19 protein-coding genes are annotated in these 23,152 nt (G+C 43.3%); 9 read left to right on the top strand and 10 right to left on the bottom strand.

Annotation, left to right across the window (positions count from 1 at the left end; genetic code table 11):
- Positions 1 to 25: 25 nt before the first annotated feature.
- From ACFVAD_RS14930 to ACFVAD_RS14915, 4 genes are all read right to left on the bottom strand, one after another.
- Positions 26 to 1,573 carry an alpha-amylase family glycosyl hydrolase gene (locus ACFVAD_RS14930; protein WP_386641936.1) on the bottom strand — a complete coding sequence of 516 codons (1,548 nt, stop codon included), beginning with the start codon at positions 1,571 to 1,573 and terminating at the stop codon, positions 26 to 28.
- A gap of 99 nt (positions 1,574 to 1,672) precedes the next feature.
- Complete coding sequence (locus ACFVAD_RS14925; protein WP_204416621.1) at positions 1,673 to 2,515, bottom strand: sugar ABC transporter permease; 843 nt, start codon at positions 2,513 to 2,515, stop codon at positions 1,673 to 1,675.
- A complete protein-coding gene (locus ACFVAD_RS14920; protein WP_386641545.1) occupies positions 2,515 to 3,807 on the bottom strand; it encodes a carbohydrate ABC transporter permease in 1,293 nt (430 codons plus the stop codon). Before ACFVAD_RS14920 ends, ACFVAD_RS14925 begins: the two co-directional genes overlap by 1 nt.
- 82 nt (positions 3,808 to 3,889) lie before the next feature.
- Entirely contained in the window at positions 3,890 to 5,188 is a 1,299-nt protein-coding gene (locus tag ACFVAD_RS14915) for a sugar ABC transporter substrate-binding protein (RefSeq protein WP_386641543.1), read from the bottom strand.
- A gap of 440 nt (positions 5,189 to 5,628) precedes the next feature.
- Here ACFVAD_RS14915 and ACFVAD_RS14910 point away from each other — a divergent pair, with 440 nt between their 5' ends.
- Positions 5,629 to 7,395: an alpha-glycosidase gene (locus ACFVAD_RS14910; protein WP_386641933.1), complete on the top strand. Its 1,767-nt coding sequence runs from the start codon at positions 5,629 to 5,631 to the stop codon at positions 7,393 to 7,395.
- 181 nt (positions 7,396 to 7,576) lie between these two features.
- On the opposite strand, the gene ACFVAD_RS14905 is transcribed toward ACFVAD_RS14910, so the two are convergent.
- Positions 7,577 to 8,449 carry an AraC family transcriptional regulator gene (locus ACFVAD_RS14905; RefSeq protein WP_386641540.1) on the bottom strand — a complete coding sequence of 291 codons (873 nt, stop codon included), beginning with the start codon at positions 8,447 to 8,449 and terminating at the stop codon, positions 7,577 to 7,579.
- A gap of 118 nt (positions 8,450 to 8,567) precedes the next feature.
- Here ACFVAD_RS14905 and ACFVAD_RS14900 point away from each other — a divergent pair, with 118 nt between their 5' ends.
- The 8 genes from ACFVAD_RS14900 (at position 8,568) to ACFVAD_RS14865 (ending at position 16,026) form a co-directional block, all read left to right on the top strand.
- Positions 8,568 to 9,929, top strand: coding sequence for an MATE family efflux transporter (locus tag ACFVAD_RS14900; RefSeq protein WP_386641537.1), 1,362 nt, complete (start codon positions 8,568 to 8,570; stop codon positions 9,927 to 9,929).
- Positions 9,930 to 10,135: 206 nt separating this feature from the next.
- Positions 10,136 to 10,477, top strand: coding sequence for a P-II family nitrogen regulator (locus ACFVAD_RS14895; RefSeq protein ID WP_386641534.1), 342 nt, complete (start codon positions 10,136 to 10,138; stop codon positions 10,475 to 10,477).
- 24 nt (positions 10,478 to 10,501) lie between these two features.
- Positions 10,502 to 11,875 carry an ammonium transporter gene (locus ACFVAD_RS14890; RefSeq protein ID WP_386641531.1) on the top strand — a complete coding sequence of 458 codons (1,374 nt, stop codon included), beginning with the start codon at positions 10,502 to 10,504 and terminating at the stop codon, positions 11,873 to 11,875.
- Positions 11,876 to 12,005: 130 nt separating this feature from the next.
- Entirely contained in the window at positions 12,006 to 12,794 is a 789-nt protein-coding gene (locus tag ACFVAD_RS14885; RefSeq protein WP_386641528.1) for a carotenoid biosynthesis protein, read from the top strand.
- Complete coding sequence (locus ACFVAD_RS14880) at positions 12,763 to 13,428, top strand: lysophospholipid acyltransferase family protein (RefSeq protein ID WP_386641525.1); 666 nt, start codon at positions 12,763 to 12,765, stop codon at positions 13,426 to 13,428. The genes ACFVAD_RS14885 and ACFVAD_RS14880 overlap by 32 nt, the downstream gene beginning before the upstream one ends.
- A 17-nt stretch (positions 13,429 to 13,445) precedes the next feature.
- Positions 13,446 to 14,552 carry a glycosyltransferase family 2 protein gene (locus tag ACFVAD_RS14875; protein WP_386641522.1) on the top strand — a complete coding sequence of 369 codons (1,107 nt, stop codon included), beginning with the start codon at positions 13,446 to 13,448 and terminating at the stop codon, positions 14,550 to 14,552.
- The gene (locus tag ACFVAD_RS14870) at positions 14,549 to 15,124 is read left to right on the top strand and encodes a phytoene desaturase family protein (protein WP_386641520.1); all 576 of its coding nucleotides are present in this window, start codon (positions 14,549 to 14,551) and stop codon (positions 15,122 to 15,124) included. Before ACFVAD_RS14875 ends, ACFVAD_RS14870 begins: the two co-directional genes overlap by 4 nt.
- Positions 15,040 to 16,026, top strand: a complete 987-nt coding sequence (locus tag ACFVAD_RS14865; RefSeq protein ID WP_386641930.1) for a phytoene desaturase family protein — start codon at positions 15,040 to 15,042, stop codon at positions 16,024 to 16,026. The genes ACFVAD_RS14870 and ACFVAD_RS14865 overlap by 85 nt, the downstream gene beginning before the upstream one ends.
- A 45-nt stretch (positions 16,027 to 16,071) precedes the next feature.
- Here the strand turns inward: ACFVAD_RS14865 and ACFVAD_RS14860 are convergent, their stop codons facing one another.
- From ACFVAD_RS14860 to asnB, 5 genes are all read right to left on the bottom strand, one after another.
- Entirely contained in the window at positions 16,072 to 16,323 is a 252-nt protein-coding gene (locus tag ACFVAD_RS14860; RefSeq protein ID WP_386641517.1) for a hypothetical protein, read from the bottom strand.
- Positions 16,324 to 16,694: 371 nt separating this feature from the next.
- Positions 16,695 to 17,528, bottom strand: coding sequence for a phytoene/squalene synthase family protein (locus ACFVAD_RS14855; RefSeq protein WP_386641515.1), 834 nt, complete (start codon positions 17,526 to 17,528; stop codon positions 16,695 to 16,697).
- Positions 17,494 to 18,993 carry a phytoene desaturase family protein gene (locus ACFVAD_RS14850; RefSeq protein ID WP_386641512.1) on the bottom strand — a complete coding sequence of 500 codons (1,500 nt, stop codon included), beginning with the start codon at positions 18,991 to 18,993 and terminating at the stop codon, positions 17,494 to 17,496. The genes ACFVAD_RS14855 and ACFVAD_RS14850 overlap by 35 nt, the downstream gene beginning before the upstream one ends.
- Positions 18,990 to 20,516, bottom strand: a complete 1,527-nt coding sequence (locus tag ACFVAD_RS14845; RefSeq protein ID WP_386641509.1) for a phytoene desaturase family protein — start codon at positions 20,514 to 20,516, stop codon at positions 18,990 to 18,992. Before ACFVAD_RS14845 ends, ACFVAD_RS14850 begins: the two co-directional genes overlap by 4 nt.
- A gap of 211 nt (positions 20,517 to 20,727) precedes the next feature.
- Positions 20,728 to 22,575: an asparagine synthase (glutamine-hydrolyzing) gene (gene asnB, locus ACFVAD_RS14840; RefSeq protein WP_386641506.1), complete on the bottom strand. Its 1,848-nt coding sequence runs from the start codon at positions 22,573 to 22,575 to the stop codon at positions 20,728 to 20,730.
- Positions 22,576 to 23,152 lie beyond the last annotated feature (577 nt).

The raw sequence follows: 23,152 nt of genomic DNA, 5'->3' as shown, positions 1-23,152 counted from the left end.
TAAAAGAAAATGTATCCACAAAAAGTTATTCTTTCTTTTTCCGGCGTCTGACAACAGCAGCCACAATGAATGCAATAAAGCCACCGTATATAAGTGCCATTGCTCCAACGAATGGAACATTCATACCAGAATCCTCGCTTACCGTGTATATCTCAGCGGTTTCACGGTCCAGGCTGATCAAGTATTCGCCGTCGCTATTGCGGACCAGCTCATCACTCAGGGTGCCGCGAAGCTCAAGCTCTTCACCAATCATGTCCTGTTTTATCGGGGCGACTTGAGTGCCTGTTGTATTGTTTATTGCGATAATCGTCATTTCTTTCTCATATTCTCGCTTGAATACGGCCATACCGCCTTCTTCATAGAGCATCTCAAAGCTTCCATGTGTCAATGTTGGCATGCTGCTTCTCAGTTCTGCAAGCTTGGTTACATAGTCCACAATCTCTTGCTCCGCACGGAAGTTCATATCACGGCGGTTATCTGGATCCGGTCCGCCATCCAGGGCAATTTCCGTACCATAATACACGATTGGGATACCCGGAGCTGTATAAAGATACGCGAGTGCCTGCTTTATTCTTGCAGGGGGATACTGTTTTTTCTTGATTGCTTCTCTTGTAAAACGCTCCACATCATGATTATCGATGAATTTCCCCATGACATATGGATTGGAGTAGAAATTCTGGTTATGTGCCCATACCGTATCCAATCGACTCAGAGATTGATCTGGTGCAGAAAATACACGAGTTATCTCATTATAAGTAGGGAAATCCACGAATGAATCGATTCCCGTTTGCTCATATGAAGCCACATAACGTGGGTCATCATTCCAGACTTCCCCTATTAAAAAGAAGTCTTCTTTGACGGATTTCATTTCCTGAGCAAATTCAGTCCAGAATTCCTTTGGGACATGTTTTACGGTATCCAGTCGGTAGCCATCGATGTTTGTTTCTTCAATCCACCATTTGGCCATATCCAGTAAATATTGACGCGTCTCAGGATTTTCCTGGTTCAGATCCGGTAAGCCATAAATCCAGCCATTCTCCACCTCATCCTGGTCTTCCCAGTCTCTTACATCTTTTTTGGGATGGAACCAATCAGCCTTGTCGGACTCTTTCAACCAGGCATGTTGATAGCCTGTATGATTCACCACAATATCCACAATGATTTTAATGTCACGTTTGTGTGCTTCTTTTACAAGCTCTTTGAATTCTTCTATCGTTCCAAAATGCTCTTCCGTATTGTAGAAGTCCTCTGTCCAGTAGCCGTGGTAGCCCTTATCCTCATTTTTCACAATTGGTGTCAGCCATAAAGCAGTAAAGCCCATGTCCTTGATATAATCAAGCTTTTCTATAATTCCACGGAAATCCCCGCCATGATAGGCTTTCGGATCATCTCGGTTTACTGCGAAATCATTAGACGTGTCTCCATTGTTAAAGCGGTCGATCATAATAAAATAGATCATCTCATCTTGCCATGCGTGTTCTTCTTTTTCAGCTTTTACAGGTTGAACTGGTTGTACGAACCATGCAGAAAAAAGAAGAAACGGAACGAGAATGAGCCCCATCACTCTTTTCATCAATTCCGCTTCCCTCCCTTAAATCGTTTTAGTAGTTTTCGCTATATGTTCCTTCAATTAAAAGAACCTTTGCTTTCCTTAAACGATTATATACTATTATTATCCTTTTGTACCACCGGCAGTTAATCCCGCGATCAGATAACGCTGCAGGAATAGGAACATCAGCGCTATCGGGATGGCGATGAGTATGGATCCTGCGGCAAATCGGGTAAAGTTGTTGGCAAATTGATCATTGATAAAGTTGAACAATCCTAAAGCCAGTGTAAAGTTTTCAGGACTTCTTAAAATGATACGCGGTAATAGGAAGTCAGTGAAAGGTGCCATAAAGTTAAATAGTGCAACAACAGCCAGGATAGGTTTTGCAAGTGGAAGCATGATTTTGAAGAATACTCCAAAATGCCCCGCTCCGTCCATGCGAGCTGCTTCATCCAATTCTTTAGGAATGGTGTCGAAATATCCTTTAACAAGCCAAGCATTAAATGGAATTTGACCGCCGATATAGATTAGTGTTAATCCAACTAGTGTATCATCAAGCTTGATCATGTTCAGCATGATGTAGATGGCAACCATCGCCATCAATGCAGGGAACATTTGAAGCAGAAGGAATGCATATAATCCGTATGTTCTTCCGCGGAAGCGATAGCGTGAAAATGCGTATGCAACAAAGGATGTTACCAATACGGAAAAGAATGCATTTGCTACTGCCACAAGTATACTGTTTTTATACCAAAGCACATAATCACTCTGAGGGCTCGTAAATAGCCATTTGTAATGAGCCAATGACCAGTTTTCCGGTATCATGGAAGCTGAATAAAGGCTAGTTCCCGGATTCAGGGAGAGACCGATAGTCCACAATAACGGGTAGGCAATAATGATGAACATGAAGCCCAGGAATAAATAGATCAGTGATACTTCGATCTTTGATTTAGTTTTTCTGTTCATTAAATATTATCCTCCTCTTTAAACGAACGAGTGCGACGGAACTGGAAGAAAGCAAAGCCTGCTACAATCAATCCAAGTAGGATGGATATTGCTGCTGCCATGTTATAGTTGTTCGTCTCGAACGTCAGTTTAAATACCCAAGAAATCAGGATATCCGATCCACCGGCATTTTGTCCGCGAACTGCCGGACCACCATTATTGAATAGATAGATGATGTTAAAGTTATTAAAGTTTCCTGCATACTGCATGATTAACAATGGTGCAGTAGCATATAAAAGATGCGGCATTGTGATGAAACGGAATTTCTGGAAACGTGTTCCGCCATCCACGTCCGCTGCCTCATACCAGTCCTTCGAAATACTTTGAAGTACTCCTGTAAACAAAGCGAAAACAAACGGGAATCCAAGCCATGTCTGAATCATGATGATTGCAATTTTTGTATAAAATGGATCAGTCAACCAAGGAAGTGCCATGCCGATTGTTCCCAAGATATCACGGTTGATTGCTCCAAAGCGGTCATTGAACATTGCCGCGAAAATCAGGATTGTAACGAAAGCAGGTACTGCCCAAGGCAAAATCAATATTGTACGAATAAAACGCTTATATTTAACACGGGGGTCGTTAACTAGTAGCGCCAAAAATAGTCCTAATGCAATTTGTGTTGTGGTTGCAACAACAGTCCAAACAATCGTCCATGAGAATACACTCAAAAATGTGGATTTCCAAAGTGGAATCGATACCAGATTGATGAAGTTCTCAAATCCAACCCAACTAAGAAGGTTTCTAGGTGGAGAGTTATAGAGATTGTAATCGGTAAATGCAAGTGAAACCATGAATAATAATGGTAATACTACGATAAATACAAGCATGATCATACCGGGAATGACCATGAAATATGGGAACCCGGTATCATAGAAGTTTTTAAGTCCTTCTCTGATTGAAGGTTTATCTTTACCTAACTTAATATCTATGGCATTATTGCGGGCATCCATGACATTCAGGTAATACAAACCAGCTGCAAATACAGTGATAATAATGGAAATCAAGCCTTGAATTAATAAAAATATGGAGTGGTCCACCTTTGGGATTTCCCCAAGTGTGAAGATTCCCCAGTAACCCCAGCTTAAAAAGTTCCAGAAAGTTATTAAAAATGAAGCTTCGATGATAATGAATGCAATACCTTTCGCATATCTGCGGTTATACAGTTGCCCTAACCCTGCAAACAAAATGGAAAGGATCATGGCTAAGGTCGGGTTATGTTTCCGCATTGCAGTTGTTGCTGTCTCAGGCATAGCAGATCCTCCTTCTTAAAGAATAATAGTGGATAGACAAGCTTCAAGCTTTATCTATCCACCAACTTCTAACTCTTAATTGTTACTGTGCTCCACTTGCAGCAATTTTATCTTCAATTTGTTGTTTCGCTTCAGCTAGAACGTCTGCAACGTCGTCGCCATTAGCAATGAATTGAAGTGCAGAACCCATTGGATCCCAAACTTGTTGCATTTGTGGAATATTTGGCATAGGCTCGCCGTATTGAGTTTGCTCAGCGAATGCACCGATCAATTCGTCGTTTGCAATCTCTTCGCTTTCAAGAGCTTCTTGAAGAGCAGGCATTTCACCAGCAGCAGAGTAGTATTTCATTGCATTGTCATAGTTTGTAACGAATTTCATCAAATCGATCGCCCACTCTTGGTTTTCAGAGTAAGAGCTTAGCATCCAAGTCTTAACACCAACGAAAGATTTAGGAACGTCGCCATTGTCAAGCTTAGGAAGTGTAGCTGTACCAAGTTTATCTCCTAAAGCTTCTTTATAAGTCGGGATATTCCAAGGACCTGTGATTACAGCTGCAGTTTTACCTGCAGTAAATAGACCATTCATGATGTCCCCAGTGATTTCTTTAGGAATATAGCCATTAGAGAACCAAGATTGTACCAATTCTCCACCTTCAACTGCACCTTCGTTAGCAAGACCGATGTCTTTAGCATCGAAGCCGGAACCATCGTTCTTGAATACGTATCCGCCATTACCAGCGAAGAAAGGATAGATGAAATAGAAGTTAGTAGCTTCCATTAAGAAGCCGTATTTGTCTTGTGCTTGATCAGTTTGATCAGCAGCAACTTTCATTAAACCTTCCATAGTAGCAACTTCTTCAGCTGATACTAGGTCTTTGTTATAGAATAATCCATAAGTTTCAATAACTTGAGGCACACCGTAAACTTCTCCGTCAACAGTAACTGCATCCATAGCTGTTTCGCTGTATTTCGCAGCATCTTCACCTAAGTCGATAGGATCAGCTAAACCTTGAAGAACGATATCACCGATACGATCGTGTGGCTGGAAGAAAATATCTGGACCTTTTCCAGATGGAGCATCAAGCGCTAATACTTCGATTTGGTCAAGCATGGAAATTCCAGTAGCTTCTACTTTGATTCCAGTTTCTTCAGTGTAAGCAGCAAAAATTTCTTCAAGAGCTGCTTTTTGCTCTTCTTGATCATTTACCCAAACTGTAAGCTTTTCTGGTTTTTCAACACCTTCAGTTGTCGTGCCTTCACCATTGTTTGCAGCATTTCCGTTGCCTTCGCCAGCGTTTCTGTCTTCACGCTGTGGACCACAAGCAGCAAGAACGCCTAGAGTAAGGACCGCAACCATTAACATTACTAGGAACTTCTTCATATTGACCCCTCCGTCATTTTAAGTATATCTTTTACTAGATTGTACAAGCGGTTGCATTACCATGTAAGCGAAAACATATAGCGCTTACATTTTCGTGAAAACGATTGCACAACTTTCACTTTTTATTATACATGTATTCACCCAATTGACAACCTGTTTTTTTAAAAAATTTGATATATTTATAGAGAGGAACGTCTCTCATACCGGCAATCTATCAAAAAACCATTGATACACATGGCTTCCTTTCATTTTGAAAATGAATCATCCAGAAGATCGTCCATGACATTTCCTCCTCATCCCCCGCTCCTCTTTGCTTTTCATTGACAACGATTTCAATTTGACATAAGGTTATGTTGAATAAAATGGCAATGAAGCGATTTCAACCATTTTTTTCTCACATTAGATGCAAGCGATTGCATAAAGGAGAGGTTGAATACATGATGCTAAAAGAAGCGATCTACCATCGCCCTAAAAACAATTTTGCATACGCATACAACGACACCACTCTTCACATTCGGCTTCAGACAAAGAAGAATGATGTAGATTCGGTGGAATTGATCCATGGTGATCCGTATGTATGGGAAAATTCCGAATGGATTTCAACAAAAACGTCTATGACAAAAACAGGCTCAGATGATCTATATGACTATTGGTTAGCAGAAGTATCTCCAGAATTCAGAAGGCTGCGCTACGGTTTCTCTCTTACTTCAAAGGAAGAAAATCTGACACTTACAGAAAAAGGCTTCTATGAAGAAGAACCGAAGGATTGCGGTCTATACTTCTGTTTTCCTTTCTTGAATAAAGCGGATGTGTTCCATGCACCTTCATGGGCAAAGGATACAATCTGGTATCAAATTTTCCCTGAAAGGTTTGCAAACGGAAACAAGGATAATGATCCAGAAGGTGCACTTCCTTGGGGAAGCACTGAACCTACTACCACCAACTTGTTCGGAGGGGATTTCGAAGGAGTCATCGAGCATATCGATCATCTTGTTGACCTCGGCATATCGGGAATCTATTTCACTCCTATCTTCAAAGCACGTTCCAATCATAAATACGATACAATCGATTATATGGAAATCGATCCTCAATTCGGAGATAAAGAGACATTTAAAAAACTGGTGGAAACCTGCCATGAACATGGCATCAAGGTGATGCTCGATGCGGTATTCAACCATAGCGGATACTACTGGGCCCCATTCCAGGACGTATTGCAAAATGGAGAGTCTTCCAAGTATAAAGACTGGTTCCACATTTGGGACTTCCCGGTTCAAACGAAACCAAAGCCAAACTATGACGCATTCGCCTTCGTGTCGGATATGCCAAAATTAAATACGGAAAACCAGGAAGTGAAAGACTATTTACTTGAAGTGGGACGCTACTGGGTAAGAGAGTTCAATATCGACGGCTGGAGACTCGATGTAGCAAATGAAGTCGACCACCAGTTCTGGAGAGAATTCAGACAAGCAGTGAAAGCGGAAAAAGAAGACGTCTATATCCTAGGGGAAATCTGGCACGATTCCATGCCATGGCTGCAAGGAGACCAGTTCGATGCGGTCATGAACTATCCTTTTACAACTGCAACATTGGACTATCTTGCAAAAAACAAGACAAAAGCGGAGGAATTCGCTCATTCCATTACGAAAGTTCTCCACTCTTATCCGAAGAACGTAAATGAGGTAGCCTTCAATCTACTCGGAAGCCATGACACTCCACGGATCCTAACGATTTGTGACGACGACAAGAACAAACTGAAGCTTTTATTTCTATTCCAGCTTTCCTTCATCGGTGCACCTTGCATTTACTATGGAGACGAAATCAGCATGACCGGAGACCAGGATCCAGGCTGCCGCAAGTGTATGATCTGGGAAAAAGAGAATCAGGACGAGGACATGTTTGCTTTCGTGAAAAAGCTTACACACCTTAGAAAAGAACGTCCGACATTCGGGAACCACGGGGATATCCGATTTATCCAAGCGAGCAATGAAACCAATCATGTGATGTACGAAAAAACAGCCGATGACGAAACAATCTTGTTCATCGTTAATAACAGTGATCAGGAATTGGTTGTGACTCTGCCTGATGGGACGCAAGGAAAAGTGCTGCACGATATCTGGAACGACGAGGAGTTTGCGTTTGCAACTGATGCAAATGTTCTGCAGGCAAAACTTCCTGCATACGGGTTTCAGATTTTATCTTATAAATAAGTATTAGTGAAAAAAGCCTGATCTGCATGCTTGCGGATCAGGCTTTTTTCAGGTTGGTCGTTGTCCATCCTTACTTTTCCTTATTTTCGTGCCGTCACCCCACCCTTTTTCCACTGTCTAACGGTACAATTCCTCGTTCTTCTCTCAAAAGCCTGAAACATTCAAAGCAAAGGAACAGCTACTATTTACGATGCACCAGCCTCCTATATTCCATCGGCGTGGTCCCTTCCATCTTTTTAAACAGCTTGGAAAAGTAGGTAACATCCTCTATGCCTACTTCACGCGAAATCGTGGATACTTTATATTCCGTCTCCACCAGCAGGCGTTTTGCCTGATGCAGCCTGAAATGGGTCAAATATTGTACAGGGCTGATCCCTAACGTTTTTTGCATGCATCTTGTGATGTAATCCGGGTGGAAATTCAGCTCTTCCTTCAACCATGTCATGCTTATCTGGCTCTGATAGTTTTCCTGTATCAGCTTCATGGCCAACTCACATACCTTTTCTGTCGCACTGGGTATGGAAAACGCTTCTTTTTGAAGCTGTAAAATGAATTCCGAAAAATAGATCTGCTGCTTCAGATAGTCATCCGGTAGATGTGCATCCCCGTCACTGATACTCAGCATATTTTCAAGCTGCTGTTCCACAATCTCTCTTCTTTTTACCTCGGCATACTGCGGGATGTGAAACTGATAGTGGCCAGGTTCAGTGAATGTCGGCTCCTTTTTATAGACGTAGGACCAATCCAATTCCTTTGTGCCCACTACTTGATACTCATCGTTCGGAATGACAAAGTGAAGCCAGAAATACGTGGTATCCTCATCACACCCTTTGTATCCGGTATGCCTTTTTCCCGGAACCAAAATCACATACTGGCCCTCTTTCACTTCAAATTTTTCTTCATCTTCCTGCATATAGAGTGTTCCTTTTGTTACATATAGCAGATCAAAGACGGTAAACACTCTGGAAAAATGGCTCTTACCCTTCTGGAAGGTGAATTCTCCTCCTCTGATAAAAGTCGGGAAAGGAGGGATGGAAAGCGCAATCATTGACATTCTTTACACCTCAAGTCGTAATACTCCAATAAGAATCGAAATCATCTCTTTCTATTATAATAAAATCCGGTTAAACTATAAATTGTTTTATGTCGGAATCATCAAAAGGAGTAACTTAATGAAAGAAACAAACACGAAGAAATTGACCCTTTTCGCCTTAACCTGGCCAATTTTCATAGAAGTATTATTGCATATGGTAATGGGAAATGCAGATATCCTGATGCTGAGCCAGTACTCAGATGACTCAGTAGCCGCCGTCGGGGTGGCAAATCAGCTTCTATTCATGCTTATTGTCATGTTCGGCTTTATTGCAACAGGGACCTCCATCCTGGTTGCTCAGTACCTCGGAGCAAAAAATAGAACCCTAGCCTCTGAAGTTACCGTAGTATCCCTCGGTGCCAACCTTGCATTCAGCATTGTCATTAGTCTGATTGTCTTTGGATTCAGTTCACAATTACTGTTGCTAATGAATCTTCCTCCAGAGCTCCTGGCAGAGGCTGATTCCTATCTGAAAATAGTCGGGGTATTCTCATTTGTCCAGGCACTTGTCATTACAATGGGAGCCACCATCAGAAGCTACGGATTTACCAGGGATGCCATGTATGTGACAATCGGAATGAACATCCTGAATGTCGTCGGTAATTACCTGTTCATTTTCGGGCCATTCGGAATCCCTGTGCTCGGAGTGGAGGGAGTTGCCCTTTCGACTGTTGTCAGCCGTGCACTTGGTCTAATCGTCATTTCAGTCTTGTTATTTAAACGGATTGAAGAGCCTCTTCCTTTCAAAAGAATTTTCCAATTACCGATGGAACATTTGAAAAATCTTTTGAAAATCGGCATTCCCTCAGCCGGAGAGCATCTTTCCTATAATACCTCCCAGATCGTCATCACCTTTTTCATCGTGATGATCGGAACGGAAGCGTTAACCACCAAGGTCTATGCACAGAGCTTGATGATGTTCATCTTCCTTTTCGGCGTTGCCATCGGTCAAGGTACGCAGATCATGATCGGCCACCAAATCGGTGCGGGCAATATAGAGGATGCATATAAACGATGCATAAAAAGCTTGCGTTTGGCAATTTTGATAAGCATCCTTACCGCGGTACCAATTGCAATATTCTCTGATACCCTTTTAGGATTTTTCACTACCAATCCTGATATTATCGCACTTGGAGGTACATTGATTCTCCTAACCATCATATTGGAACCCGGCCGCTCCTTTAATCTGGTGGTCATCAGCTCGCTGCGGGCTGCAGGGGATGTAAAGTTCCCTGTTTATGTTGGAATCCTATCTATGTGGGGCATTGCCGTAACAGTCTCCTATGTGCTTGGAATCCATTTTGGAATGGGCCTTATTGGTGTTTGGATTGCCATGATCATGGACGAATGGCTTAGAGGCCTGATCATGCTGCGACGCTGGAGGTCAAAGGTCTGGGTAAATAAATCCTTTGTTGCATCAGAATCGAAAAATGCTTCCTAACTGAAAACAAATTACAGATGCACTCCCATTATAGGGGGTGTTTTTTTATGTTTTCGTACAATTGTCAGAATTCCTTACATACTTGTAAACGTTTTCGCCTGAATTTTTCGAAAATTCGTATTGCAAAGTGAGTAAATATGAAATATGATAATAAACATACCATATGATGTTAGGAAATATAACATTATTAAAAAGGAGAGATGACTATGAAAAAGGTGGAAGCAATCATTCGTCCAGAAACTTTTCGCAGCCTTCGTGAACGCCTCGAGGAAGTAGGGATAAACGGCCTGACCGTTTCCGAGGTGGCAGGATGCGGTCAGCAAAAAGGACAGCAGGGTGTGTTTCGGGGCAATACGTTTGAAATCAAACTTCTCCCGAAAGTAAAAGTCGAAATGGTCGTAGAAGCGGAGTTTGTCGATGAAATCGTCCAGATCATACAGGAAACATGCAGCACCAATTCTGTAGGAGACGGAAAAATATTTATCTACCATATTGAAGATGCCATTCGTATTCGTACCGGGGAAACTGGCAAACTTGCAATTATCTAACCATTACAGGAAGGGTTGATCTATATGAAAAAGAAAATCGGTTTAATGATGACAGGCGGCTTATTGCTTGGTTCTACGGCACATGCCCAAGCTCCGACAGTGGAAACATTGAGCATTTCCATGGATATGGTGTGGATCATGATTGGTGCATTGCTTGTATTCTTTATGCATGCAGGATTTGCGATGGTGGAGTCAGGGTTTACACGTTCCAAAAACTCTCTTAATATCCTGATGAAAAACTTTCTTACCATTTCCATCGGTTCCATCCTCTATCTGGCAGTTGGATATGCCTTTATGTTCGGCTCATCTGCAGAAGGCTTCATCGGGACAGAAGGATTCTTTCTTTCAGGACGCGAAGGGGACATCGGCTTCTTCGTCTTCCAGGCAATGTTTGCTGCCACATGCGCAACAATCATTTCCGGGGCAGTGGCAGAAAGAATGAAGCTTAGCAGTTATATTCTTATCACGGTTGTGATGACGGCTTTGATCTATCCAGTTGTGGGACATTGGGTATGGGGCGGAGGATGGCTGTCGGAAATGGGCTTTACTGACTTTGCGGGATCCACGGTCGTGCATCTGACCGGAGCGCTCGGTGCTGTTGTTGCGGTCCGATTCTTAGGCGCCAGACTTGGCAAATATTCAAACGGCAAAGTGAATGTCATTTCAGGTCATAATATCCCTTTAGGTGCACTTGGAGTTTTCATTCTTTGGTTCGGATGGTTCGGATTTAACGGCGGAAGCACGCTTGCTGCTGATCCCGAGCTTATCCCGCATGTCATTACGACCACCCTATTATCGGCTTCTGCAGGAGTAATAGCCTCCGCTTTTTATTCTCAAGTCCGCTATAAGCGGGTGGATGCTTCCCTTACGCTGAACGGAGCATTGGCAGGTTTGGTAGGGATCACCGCAGGAACAGGTGACGTTTCACCGATTGGCGCCATCATTATCGGTATAATCGCAGGTGTGATTCTGGTTGAATCGGTTTCCTTCATTGACAGAGTGTTAAAACTGGATGATCCTGTAGGGGCCATTGCTGTTCATGGAGTGTGCGGGATTTGGGGTACACTTGCTGTAGGATTATTCTCCACTTCAACCGGCCTTTTCTATGGTGGTGGTGCCAGTCAATTGGGGATCCAGGCAATAGGAATCTTGGCGGTAATAGCATGGACCGGTGCAACAGTAGCCGCTTTCCTTTTCCTTGTTACCCGTTTTACCAGCATCCGCGTTACAAAGGAAGAAGAAATTTCAGGCCTCGATTTTGCTGAGCACGGTTCCTCCGCATACGAGCTCAGAGAATCGGTATTCTCTGATAACAGCTCAGCACCGGAATTCGGAACGGGACTCGTCCACCGGTTAAACAACCTTGGAAGCACCAAACAGAAAGCCAAGCAAGTTTAACAGAAACTCTTATAGGCAATCATAGTAATCTACAATGGCGATCCATTCCGTTTGGATCGCTTTTTCATGTATACAAAACATATACATACATTTAACTAAAGTGGTATAATTCCTCCTAGAGGTGATAGTTATGGTCAGTAAATGGGAGAGGAATGTCTTTCGTTTCTTTATTCTATGGTACATTTGCGGAGTGGTTCTGTTAACATTCGATCTTCTCCCTTCATGGCTGGAGTGGGCGAATGTGGTATTTCTTGTAACAGCAGGCTCACTGGGTGCAATATATTTTATTAAAAACTATAAAACCTTCGGAATGCTTTACACTTTTTTCGTCTTTTTTTCGTCCATTGCTGCCGAACACATTGGCGTCAAGTATGGATTCCTGTTCGGAGACTATTATTACAACTCCTATTTTGGTCCGATGCTTTTAGACGTGCCGATCACAATCGGCTTTGCCTGGGTGATGGTAATTGCTACGTCCCATGTGATGGCCCTTCGCATCTTTCCTGCTTCGCCTTTATGGTGGAAAGCTGTCGTGGCAGCCGTTGCAACGGTAGTGCTCGATTTAATCATCGACCCCGTTGCATTTATTGCGAAGGAATATTGGATCTGGAATGGAGAAAGCTTTTACTATAACATCCCTATGTTCAATTTCTACAGCTGGTTTGGTTTGTCCCTGCTTTTCCATCTGATACTACTGCTTTTCACTTCCTATACTTCTTCAAAGGAGAATGCTTATTGGGAAAAGAATATGTATGTACTATACGGTCTGATGGTGGGCATGTTTTGCATGATTGCATTATCCTCACAATTATATCTGGCGTTCTTCGCCACGATCATACCTGCCCTCCTCCTTTATGCCGGAACGAAAAAAAACAAGGAGTTCATTCATGATACCAGCAAAAAAAAGCAGAGCATTTGATTATTTTTTTGATCATTTCAATAAGCGTTTCTTAAAATTTCATTTTCGGGGAGTGTTTTTTTCCAAAGGAGCAGCCGTTTCCATTCCTTCCTCCCCTTCCTTATTTGTCATCAATCACAGTACATGGTGGGACGCACTGGCAGTGTTCCATCTGAATCGCCATGTCATTATGCAGGAAAGCTATGTAATGATGCACGAAAAAGGAATAAAGGACTACCCCTTTTTCCGTAAAATCGGGGCATTCTCCGTCAACAGGCAGAACCCTAAGGATATTGTACTTTCCCTGCAGTACGCAAAAGAAAGATTACAAGAAAACAAGACGTTGTGGCTATTTCCCCAAGGAGACGAACGACATCAGGAAATCCGGCCCCTGGGATTTCTGCCAGGGGCCCTTCATATCGTAAAAAACACCAACGTTCCTATCGTACCTGTATGCCTCTACTATTCTTTCGGGAGAGAGCGTAAGCCCGAAATTCATATCAGAGTATGCGCTGCGGTAACGGCGACTGATCTGCCTGGTACTTCATCCAAAGAGAAGAATATTGCCCTGGAGAGGTTATTTACTGATCATCTAAATCAATTAAAACACGACGTGATAATGGAAAACACGGGTGATTTTGAAAATCTTTTATAGCGTGGAGGGGATATACAATGGAGCAGCTCGTCTTACTCTTATCAGGTTTTCTTCTTCTTTCATTAATAGGGATGCTGGTAAATGGCCTTTTTTTCCCACGGTTCCAGAAACCAATCCCGGATTTTACACCACTAGTGTCCATTTTGGTCCCTATGAGAGACGAAGAAAGGAATGTCATACCCTTGATTCAGAATCTGCAAAAGTTATCCTATGCCAATGTTGAATATGTCCTTTTGGATGATCATTCCTCAGATTCCACCCTCGCCCTGGCACAAGCTCAGACGAGGCATGATAACCGTTTCCGGCTTATAGAAGGGGTACCATTAGAAAAGGGGTGGGCCGGTAAAGTGCATGCATGTCATCAATTATCAGAGAATGCATCAGGGGACTTTCTGCTTTTTCTCGATGCAGATGCAAGACTGCAGCCAGATACTATAGAGAACTTTCTACCTTTTTTCGAACAAGGAAAGGTTCAGCTTGTCACTGGCTTCCCACGGTTCCCCGTTACCTCATGGTTAAGCAAATTGCTTGTCCCCATGCAGCATTTTGTCATTTGGCTTCATCTGCCCTTGGCCCTAGCCAATTATTCCAGCTACAAACAGGCCTCAGCCGCTCATGGAGCTTTCATGTTTTTTGAGCGGAACGCCTACCTTTCTGTTGGAGGGCATCGCGCAGTATGGGACTCCATTGTCGAAGATGTTCATCTGGCAAAGGTGATGAAACAGCACGGCTTTGCAGTAAACCTGGTGAATCCAACGTCGTATGTGACATGCCATATGTACGAGACAAATGAAGAGGTGTGGTCAGGCTTTTTGAAGAATATCTATATCGGAATAGGAAGATCACCTTGGATTGTGGCTGGATTAACGATTTTTTATTCGATCTTTTATTTCTTGCCCTTGCCATTGGCACTACTTGCTCCATTTTACGGATACTGGTATATCCTCCCCTTATTGCTTGTATGGATCCAAAAGCTTTATGTAGATCTGCAAACAAAGCAAAAAGCCTTTCTTTGTCTGCTAATGCCTCTAAGCGCACTCGCTTTTATGGTCATCATGCATGCTTCCATGTGGAAAAGCTTGAAAAAAGAACATTACCTATGGAAAGGACGTGCATATAAATGAAGAAGGTTGTTGTAATCGGAGGAGGGCTTGGCGGACTATCCTCTGCCATTTCCCTTGCAACAAAAGGTTTTGACGTAACACTCCTCGAAAAAAATCGTCATCTTGGTGGTAAACTGATGAAGGTGAATCTCGGGGACGCGCACTTCGATTTTGGACCGAATACCATTACCATGCCGGATGTGTTCCGCGAGGTCATCCGGCTTAGCGGGGAGAATCCCGATGAGTATTTGAATTTCATCAAACTGAATACTCATACCAGAAACGTCTCTTCTGATGGAAAGGTTCTTGATTTCAGTTCAAATCAGGAAAAAATGAAGGATCAGTTAAGTACGTTGGATCCGACCGGTGCGAAGAACTATGAATCCTTTATCAAAGAAATTACAAGGCTCTACCAGCTTGGAAGCTCGCAATTTTTCCGTAAGAGCTTTACATCCTACACGGATTATCTTTCACCAGGCCTTGGTGCAGCGATTGCAGGGTACGTCCCCTGCAATCGCTGCACCATTTCTATCGCAGGTATTTTTCGGATCCATTTATTTTGCAGGCCCTTGATCGCTATGCCACTTATATAGGCTCATCCCCTTATATATCACCAGCGACATTTGCCTTAATCGCCTATTTGGAGCTTGTGGAAGGAGTATATTACACGAGGGGCGGGAACTGGAAAATTGCTGAAGCTTTTGAGAAGGTCGCAAGAATTTCAGGTGTGACGATTCGTACAGACTGCCAGGTGACAAGTATACAAGTCATAAATGGCAAAGCGGTAGCAGTCGCGGTCGCAGATGGGGAATCCTATTCATGCGACTTGGTTGTCATGAATGCCGATTTGCTTGCAGCATATCCAGAGCTTGTCGAAGAAAAGGACCGCCCACATTTCTCAGACAGGAAAGCTGCCTCCTTTGAACCATCCATTTCAGCCTTTGTTGCCCTTGCCAGTCTGAAAACACGGAACAAGCAGCTGCTTCATCATACGGTCTATTTTTCCTCCGACTATGAAAGAGAGTTCAAGGAACTTTTTGCAGAAAAGAAATATCCTGAGAGTCCTACCATCTACATAAGCAATTCCTCTGTTACGGAGCCGGAAAAAGGTCCCAGCGGAGACAATCTCTTCATTTTGGCGAATGCCCCTGCAGTAAAGAAGGAAAGTGTGAAGGATGGTTTTCCGGAAAGATACAAGGAGCTTATTTATCAGAGTTTGGAGAAACAGGGTGTATCCATCAGCGGCCAGATCCTGGAGGAAAAACTGATAACGCCAGAAGATATACAATCCCAATTCGGAGCCTATAAAGGGGCTTTGTATGGAGTGGCTTCCAACAGAAAAAAGGATGCATTCTTCCGTCCAAGGAACAAAGCCCAGGATATAGGCAACCTCTACTTTGTAGGAGGCTCCACCCATCCAGGCGGCGGATCTCCGATGGTTACATTATCAGGGATGAATGTGGCGGACGCGATCGTCAGAGAATGGAATGCATAGAAAAGGCTGCAGCCACACCTTTTACAGGGCGCTGCAGCCTTTTTATCATATCAAGTAGACAATAGATATCGAAGCACAGAAAAGAAAGAAGATATAGGTGATCCCCGTCCCCTTTCCAACAGCTCTTTCTTTTTTCTGTAAAATGACATCGATCAGGTAGAATAGGATAAAGTGAATCACCAATAGCAATCCAAAGCTGACCAGTAGGGACATTTCATCATAATATTTATCCACTAGATTCACTACTAATAATGCTATGACAGAAGATGAAAGATATAAAAGTGTTTTGAGCTTCATTTTATCCACCCCACCTTACCCAGCCAATTTTACCCGTAGTTATTTACCTAATCATACCATATTTTTCTATATAATAGCTGTTATTTATCTTCAATTCTATAGCTATAATGATGCATATAAAAAAGTCTTCTTTGAACACCGCTGTTGATTTCCGCACTAGGCGCAGCGACCCAAGGGGCGGTGCTGGAGCCTCCTCGGGCTTTGCCCTGTGGGGTCTCCAGCCTACCGCTGCCTCCCGCAGGAGTCTCCGCCTATTGCTCCAATCAACAGCTAGTTTACACAAATCCTAACCAACTTTTTTGTAAATTAAAGCCTCCCAAAAAAAGACCCCCTTCTCCAATTGTTAAGGAGTGGTTAGGTCATTATCTTTTTTATATTTGTGATATGATCTGCTGCTTTTCATCGTTTGAAACATAATGCTTGGTCTTGAAAACTGAGTAGTGTTTTTTACGGATCGAGCCAAGGATTGCGCGATAAAGATAGGCAGCACCTTTTACTGGCGTACGGGAATGGGTCGGATATAGATCTAACGTACTTAATGCCTGTTCGTATAGGCGTTCCGCTTTTGCAGCAATATCCTCCCAAACGGAGATGAGGGCCTTGTTGACGACATGCTGCTGAAGTTCATGAATAGAATAGCCCGCCTCTTCCAATCTATTGATAGGAAGATAGATTCGATCACGCGTGAGATCCTCCCCTACATCTCTTAATATATTGGTTAGCTGCATGGCCTGGCCAAGTGCAATGGCATCCTGCCTCAGCACTTCTTTATTTTTCGGAGCCAGTATCGGCAGCAGCATCAGACCAACCGTGCTGGCCACATGGTATGAATAGTTCATTAGCTCTTCTTCTGTATAATACAGCTTCTTATAAAGGTCCATTTCCTGGCCGGTTATCATATCGCGGAAGGCTTCGATATCCATTTCATAGTTGGTGAAAACATCCTGAAGGGCAAGCCACATTGGATCTGATGTGGGCAGCTTCCCTTTCAGAAATTCATCAAAATATACCTTGAATCTACGCAACTCTTCTTTCGGGTTTTTTCCCTCATCCACTATATCATCCACTTGCCGGCAAAAAGCGTAGACAGCCCATACCGCTTTTTTCTTATCAGCCGGCAGCAGCATAAATGCTTTGTAGAAAGTCTTCGAGTTCTCTTTTATGATATTTTCACAATGTTGATATGCTTTCACCAATTCGTTCATGAATATTCACATCCTTCGTCGAAGAGTAATGGGCAAAATCGGCTATTATCTGATTGGCGGCAAGCCGGGCGCTCTGCATGACTATGGGAATGCCACCACCCGGATGAACGGAAGCACCAGTTGCATAGACGTTTTTCAATTGTGTTGGCTTGACTTGAGGGCGAAAGACCCCTGATTGAAACAATTCCGGTGCGATACCGAAGCTTCCACCCTGATACAAGCCTTCCACTTCCGCATCATTCGGTGTGTGCACTTCCATCCATTCTATATTTGCCCTTAATTTCGGAAAGGCCTCCGCTTCCATCCTATCCATCATCCTATTGATAAACTCCTTCTCACTGCTCCAATCTATATGACTTCCTGAAGGGACCGGAACCAGTACATACAGGACACTTTTCCCGTCAGGGGCCAAGCTTTGGTCAATGAGGCTCGGATTAAATGTGTAGAAGGAGGGATCAGATGGCACCTTTTTTTCTTTGAACACTTCTTTCATATGACAGTCAAAGTTTTTACTCATAAAAAACTGATGTACATCCGTATCGTAACTGCCCTTTACACCAAAGTAGAAAAGGAAACAGCCTGAGGATGGTGTATATTTCCTCTGCTCATTTGTTACTTCTTGAATGGAGGGGAAATCCCCATTCCATACCAATCCATCGATTTTAATCTTCCTGCCTCTTACTTTGATCGAAGCTACCATGCCTCCTACTTTTTCTATCTCTTCCACTTTGGAGTCAAGATGCAGCCTGATTCCTTTATCCTTGATCTGTTGAACCAGAACATCCACGAGCGACGCATAACCGCCATTGACGTAATGGATACCATGCTCATGCTCGCTGTAAGGGATGAGGCTGTACATGGCAGGAGCAGTTTGTGGATTACCACCGATATAGAGGGTTTGCAGGGAATAGGCTTCCTGGAGACGTGTATCGGAAAAAAAAGTGGAGGCATATTTTTTGGTCGATTGATAAGCTTTCAATCTCCATAACGAAGCGATGTTCTTCCAGGTCCAGAAGTCTTTTTTCTTCGTGAACGACTTTTCGAGAAAGGAGGCCTTGCCAATCATAAAGCTTTTTTGCATCTCTTCCATATAACGGTCGAATCCTTCCTCCTGGCCAGGAAACAATCTTGCAATTTCCCTTTTCTGCACGGTTGCATCACGATGCTTCCTGTAAACTGTACCATCTCGAAAATGGATGGAATACAAGGTGTCCAAAGGGATGAGCTCCCATGCTTCTTTTGGTACACCGGCTTCCTCCAATATTTCTGTCAGCATTTCAGGAAGCAGTACGATGGTAGGGCCCTTATCAATCCGGTATCCTTCTCTTTCTATAAAAGCAAGCCGTCCTCCCGCTTTCTTCTCTTTTTCAAAGATGGAGACGTCAAATCCCTGTTTTTTCAAAAGAAGTGCGGTTATCATTCCGCCTATTCCAGCACCAGCAATCGCGATATGTTGAGTAGTCATTGGGCCCGCTCCAATCTGTGTGATGTTACACTGTTCTTTTCAACATTTTGATGTTTCTCCTGTAAGAGATTGGCTGTAATCCTTGCTGACTCTAAAATGGTTGGCAGACCGCTTCCAGGATGGGTTCCACCTCCAACGAGCCAGCAGTTCTCGAGTTCTTCAAATCTATTATGCGGTCTGAGGACCATCATCTGTGAAAGCTGATGCCCCAGATTAAAGGTTGCCCCCTTGTATACAAGGATCTCTTTTTCCCAATCATGTGGTGTCAGCACTTTCTCCACTTCAATATGATTTTGAAGGTTTTTAAATCCGCTCTTTTTTTCCAAGGTATCAAAAACAAGTCCCTTAAACGTATCCTTATGGGTCTCCCAATCTATCTCACTGAAATTATTCGGGACCGGAGCCAGTATATAAAGCGCTGACTTTCCATCCGGTGCCAGGGTCGGATCTGTCACGGATGCATTTTGCACATAGATGGAAGGGTCTTCGGATAGTTTTTTGCTATCTGTGATTTCTTCTACATTCTTTTTGTAGTCGTCAGCAAAGATGATGGTATGGTGGTTGGTGTCATAAACCTTGTCTAGTCCCAGATAAATCATAAAAGTGGAGCACGAGTACTTCTTCTTTTCCAGTTTGCTTTTACTGTACTTCTTTAAGATTCCTTCATCAACCAGATTGGTCATCACATGGGCAAAATCACCGTTGACAATGACTTCATCCCCTTTCATTTCAGAACCGTCCTCCATTAGAACTCCTACGACCTTTTTTCCTTCGAGCAAAAGCTTTTGAACTCCGTTTCCCAGTTGAATACTGCCCCCATTTTCCTTTACCACCCTCGCCATTGCTTCAGAAAGCTGATTGACGCCTCCGATTGGATGATAGATTCCGTACGCATGCTCCATATAGGAGAGGATGGAAAAAGCACCAGGACACTCCCATGGGGACATCCCCAAATATTTCGATTGAAAGGTGAATGCCAATTTCAGCTGCTCGGCTGAGAAGAATTTGCTTAACTGGTCATATAAGCTGCTTCCTAAACTCAGGTGCGGAAGCGCTTTGATAACTTTCCACTGCAGATAGTGATGGAAACGGTCCATTTTCCCTTGCAGGATGGGAGTCAAGGCAGCCATCTTTTTTTCCGTTTCTTCCATGAAACGATCATAGCCAGCACCATCACCGGGAAAATACTGTTCTATCGTTCTTTTCATTTTTTCCGCGTTCCTCGTGACCGTAAAGGATTTATCTGGAAAAATCAGTTCATACATATCTTCCAATTCCCGTAAGTCCAAGTAATCATGAAGATTCCGTTTGCTCTCTTCGAATATTTCTTCGGCAATTTGAGGCATACTCAAAAAGGTTGGACCCATATCAAAGGTAAATCCATCAAGCTTTATACTCGAATTCCGTCCCCCTACATGGGCTTGCTTTTCCACCACTGTCACACTATGCCCTCTTGCCGACAGTAGCATCGCTGCCGCCAAACCTCCCGGCCCAGCTCCAACAATTATCATTTCTTTACTCATTTTGTTATGCCTCCTCATCTCCACCGAAACACCTTTTTGGTTAAACAAACATTATACAAATACTATACACAATACATTATGTATGCACAAGAATTTATGCTCTGAAAAAGAAAGAAGCATGTCCTTATTTGCAATAAAAATTTTCTCCCTCTGGCAAGCAGCGCTGAGGGAGATTCATGTCGAGTAAAATACACTTTTACTCTTTAACAATTTATCCCTTTATTGTAACACTGTATTCCGAGAACCATACGTGTATTTGTGCAAGATGCGCCAATAATTGGGGACCTGTCATCAACTGGCCGAACCAGGGAACCTGAAAAGCTTTTCCTTCAGAATCGATAATCTGCTGCAGTTTTTCCTTTTGGAAGAATTCAAGCAATGGAGTCTGTTTATCCTCGAGAATTTCATTCAACCACTTTTTAACTCCTTGTGTATAGATCGGATGATGGGTTTTTGGATAAGGACTCTTCTTACGGTACAGAACTTCATCAGGCAATACACCCTCCAGTGCTTTCCGAAGCAGCCCTTTTTCCCTGTTGCCATGCATCTTCATTTCCCAAGGGATATTCCAGACATACTCGACAATGCGGTGGTCAGCAAAAGGTACTCGCACCTCGAGGCTCGCTCCCATACTCATTCTGTCCTTGCGATCAAGCAATGTCGTCATGAACCAGATCATATTCAGGTAGAAAAGCTCTCTTCTCCGTGCCTCCAAACTGCTCTCGCCATCTAGCCTTGGAGTTTCTGCAACCGTCTCTTCAAAACGGGCTGTAATATAATCGTCCAGTTTCAGTTTTTTCTTCCATTCCGGACGAAGCAGGTCCATTCTCGCATCCGTAGACCGCATCCACGGGAAATTCCTTGCAGCAAGGTCCTCTGGTCGATGAAACCAAGGATAACCGCCAAAAATTTCATCCGCGCATTCCCCGGATAGACTTACCACATAATTCTGTTTGATCTCCCTGCAGAACCAAAGCAGGGAAGAATCGATATCCGCCATCCCCGGCTGATCGCGCACAAGCACAGCCTCTCTCAGATTTGCCACCAGGTTATCCTGAGAGATTACGGAGTAATGATGGACCGTTCCAAAGGTTTCCGTCATTTTACGAATCCAATATTCATCCGAGTTCGGCTGGAATTCATTGGCTTTAAAATATAGATCATTTTCTTCGTAATCGATGGAATAGGTGTGTAATGGAGGCTTTCCTTCTTCTTTGAATGCATTGGCGGCAATCGCTGTGATGGCGCTTGAGTCCAATCCCCCTGATAGGAAGGTACATACAGGAACGTCAGAAACCAATTGTCTCGTAACAGCGTCCGTAAAAAGTACGCGGACCTTTTCCACCGTTTCATCAAAGCTATCCGTATGAGGCTTGCTTACTACATTCCAATAGCGGCTGATTTTAAGCCCTTTTCTGGAATAGGTTAATAGATGGGCAGGCCGAAGCTCCTTGATATCCTTGAAAAGTCCATGACCCGGAGAACGTGATGGTCCGAGTCCGAAAATCTCGGCCAAACCGTCATGCCCTACTGCACTCGAAACGGAAGGATGTGCAAGAATTGCTTTTATTTCAGAACCGAATAATAGTTTCCCATCCTTTTCATGATAGAATAATGGTTTTACTCCCAAGCGGTCCCTCGCAATGAACAGCTGCTTCCTCTCCTCATCCCAAATAGCAAAAGCGAAGATTCCATTGAGATGATGAACACACTCCTCCTTCCATTCCATATAGGATGTCAGTAGCACTTCCGTATCCGAATGCCCACTGAAGGTATACCCTTTTTTCACAAGCTCTTTTCGGATATCCTCCGTATTATAAAGCTCCCCGTTGTAGCAGATGGTAAACTGTTGACCGTTCTTCTTTCTGGTCATCGGCTGCACTCCACCCTGGGGATCTACCACCACAAGGCGTTTATGCCCGAATCCCACATGATCCTGCATCCAGATATTTGTATCATCAGGCCCTCTGAACGATAATGTCTCGGCCATTTTTTTTACCGTATCCTCCTCATGCCTGATTGATTTCTGATAATCTATCCATCCAGTAATTCCACACATAGTATTTTCAACACTCCTTTTTAAAGACAGGCTCGATTATCTTTACTGTTGATTTCCGATTCAATAAAAAAACATTCCCATAAATGACTAACCTCATGAAGGAAGAACGGGGGACATCAAATCAAGCAGTCTCCCCTGTTGATTGGAGTGCAAGGGGTGAGACTCCTTGAAAATGCAAGCATTTTCTGCGTGCGATGTATCGCTGCCGGAGCCTTCCTTGTCCTGCGGGAGCAGCGTGTCAAGGGAGACCCCACAGGCGCTTTAGCGCCGAGGAGGCTCCCGAGGCCGCCCGCGATCGCTGCCCCCTGGAACGGAAATCAACAGGGTGTTTAACAACCACACCGCATTTTCAGGCTAGCCTCAAGACAAATTAAGGCTTTTTTATACTATGCAATTGGGGCTTATACCATGAATTATTGCGACACATCCATCATTTTTCCATGTTTGTCTTTCTACCATATATTTTTTCAAAAGATGGGGAATGTAAGAAAGTAAAAGAGTCCCTGTTTAAAGGTTTTGAAAGTGGGACAGAATTGGGAAAAGAGAAGATTCCTATTACTACTATGTTTCGCATTGG

It is taken from the genome of Sutcliffiella sp. NPDC057660 (assembly GCF_042800035.1).
In the GTDB taxonomy this organism is placed as follows: domain Bacteria; phylum Bacillota; class Bacilli; order Bacillales; family Bacillaceae_I; genus Sutcliffiella_A.
Note: the sequence above shows the minus strand (reverse complement) of the source record. Positions and strands in the feature narration are given on the sequence as shown.

Bases quoted from the DNA above. Each gene is read 5' to 3' on its own strand.
- ACFVAD_RS14875 (WP_386641522.1), top strand. From the start codon at position 13,446: ATGGAGCAGCTCGTCTTACTCTTATCAGGTTTTCTTCTTCTTTCATTA.
- ACFVAD_RS14925 (WP_204416621.1), bottom strand. From the start codon at position 2,515: ATGAACAGAAAAACTAAATCAAAGATCGAAGTATCACTGATCTATTTA.
- ACFVAD_RS14885 (WP_386641528.1), top strand. From the start codon at position 12,006: ATGGTCAGTAAATGGGAGAGGAATGTCTTTCGTTTCTTTATTCTATGG.
- ACFVAD_RS14845 (WP_386641509.1), bottom strand. From the start codon at position 20,516: ATGAGTAAAGAAATGATAATTGTTGGAGCTGGGCCGGGAGGTTTGGCG.
- ACFVAD_RS14890 (WP_386641531.1), top strand. From the start codon at position 10,502: ATGAAAAAGAAAATCGGTTTAATGATGACAGGCGGCTTATTGCTTGGT.
- ACFVAD_RS14850 (WP_386641512.1), bottom strand. From the start codon at position 18,993: ATGACTACTCAACATATCGCGATTGCTGGTGCTGGAATAGGCGGAATG.
- ACFVAD_RS14855 (WP_386641515.1), bottom strand. From the start codon at position 17,528: ATGAACGAATTGGTGAAAGCATATCAACATTGTGAAAATATCATAAAA.
- ACFVAD_RS14915 (WP_386641543.1), bottom strand. From the start codon at position 5,188: ATGAAGAAGTTCCTAGTAATGTTAATGGTTGCGGTCCTTACTCTAGGC.
- ACFVAD_RS14910 (WP_386641933.1), top strand. From the start codon at position 5,629: ATGCTAAAAGAAGCGATCTACCATCGCCCTAAAAACAATTTTGCATAC.
- ACFVAD_RS14870 (WP_386641520.1), top strand. From the start codon at position 14,549: ATGAAGAAGGTTGTTGTAATCGGAGGAGGGCTTGGCGGACTATCCTCT.
- asnB (WP_386641506.1), bottom strand. From the start codon at position 22,575: ATGTGTGGAATTACTGGATGGATAGATTATCAGAAATCAATCAGGCAT.
- ACFVAD_RS14905 (WP_386641540.1), bottom strand. From the start codon at position 8,449: ATGTCAATGATTGCGCTTTCCATCCCTCCTTTCCCGACTTTTATCAGA.
- ACFVAD_RS14930 (WP_386641936.1), bottom strand. From the start codon at position 1,573: ATGAAAAGAGTGATGGGGCTCATTCTCGTTCCGTTTCTTCTTTTTTCT.
- ACFVAD_RS14900 (WP_386641537.1), top strand. From the start codon at position 8,568: ATGAAAGAAACAAACACGAAGAAATTGACCCTTTTCGCCTTAACCTGG.
- ACFVAD_RS14920 (WP_386641545.1), bottom strand. From the start codon at position 3,807: ATGCCTGAGACAGCAACAACTGCAATGCGGAAACATAACCCGACCTTA.
- ACFVAD_RS14895 (WP_386641534.1), top strand. From the start codon at position 10,136: ATGAAAAAGGTGGAAGCAATCATTCGTCCAGAAACTTTTCGCAGCCTT.
- ACFVAD_RS14860 (WP_386641517.1), bottom strand. From the start codon at position 16,323: ATGAAGCTCAAAACACTTTTATATCTTTCATCTTCTGTCATAGCATTA.
- ACFVAD_RS14880 (WP_386641525.1), top strand. From the start codon at position 12,763: ATGATACCAGCAAAAAAAAGCAGAGCATTTGATTATTTTTTTGATCAT.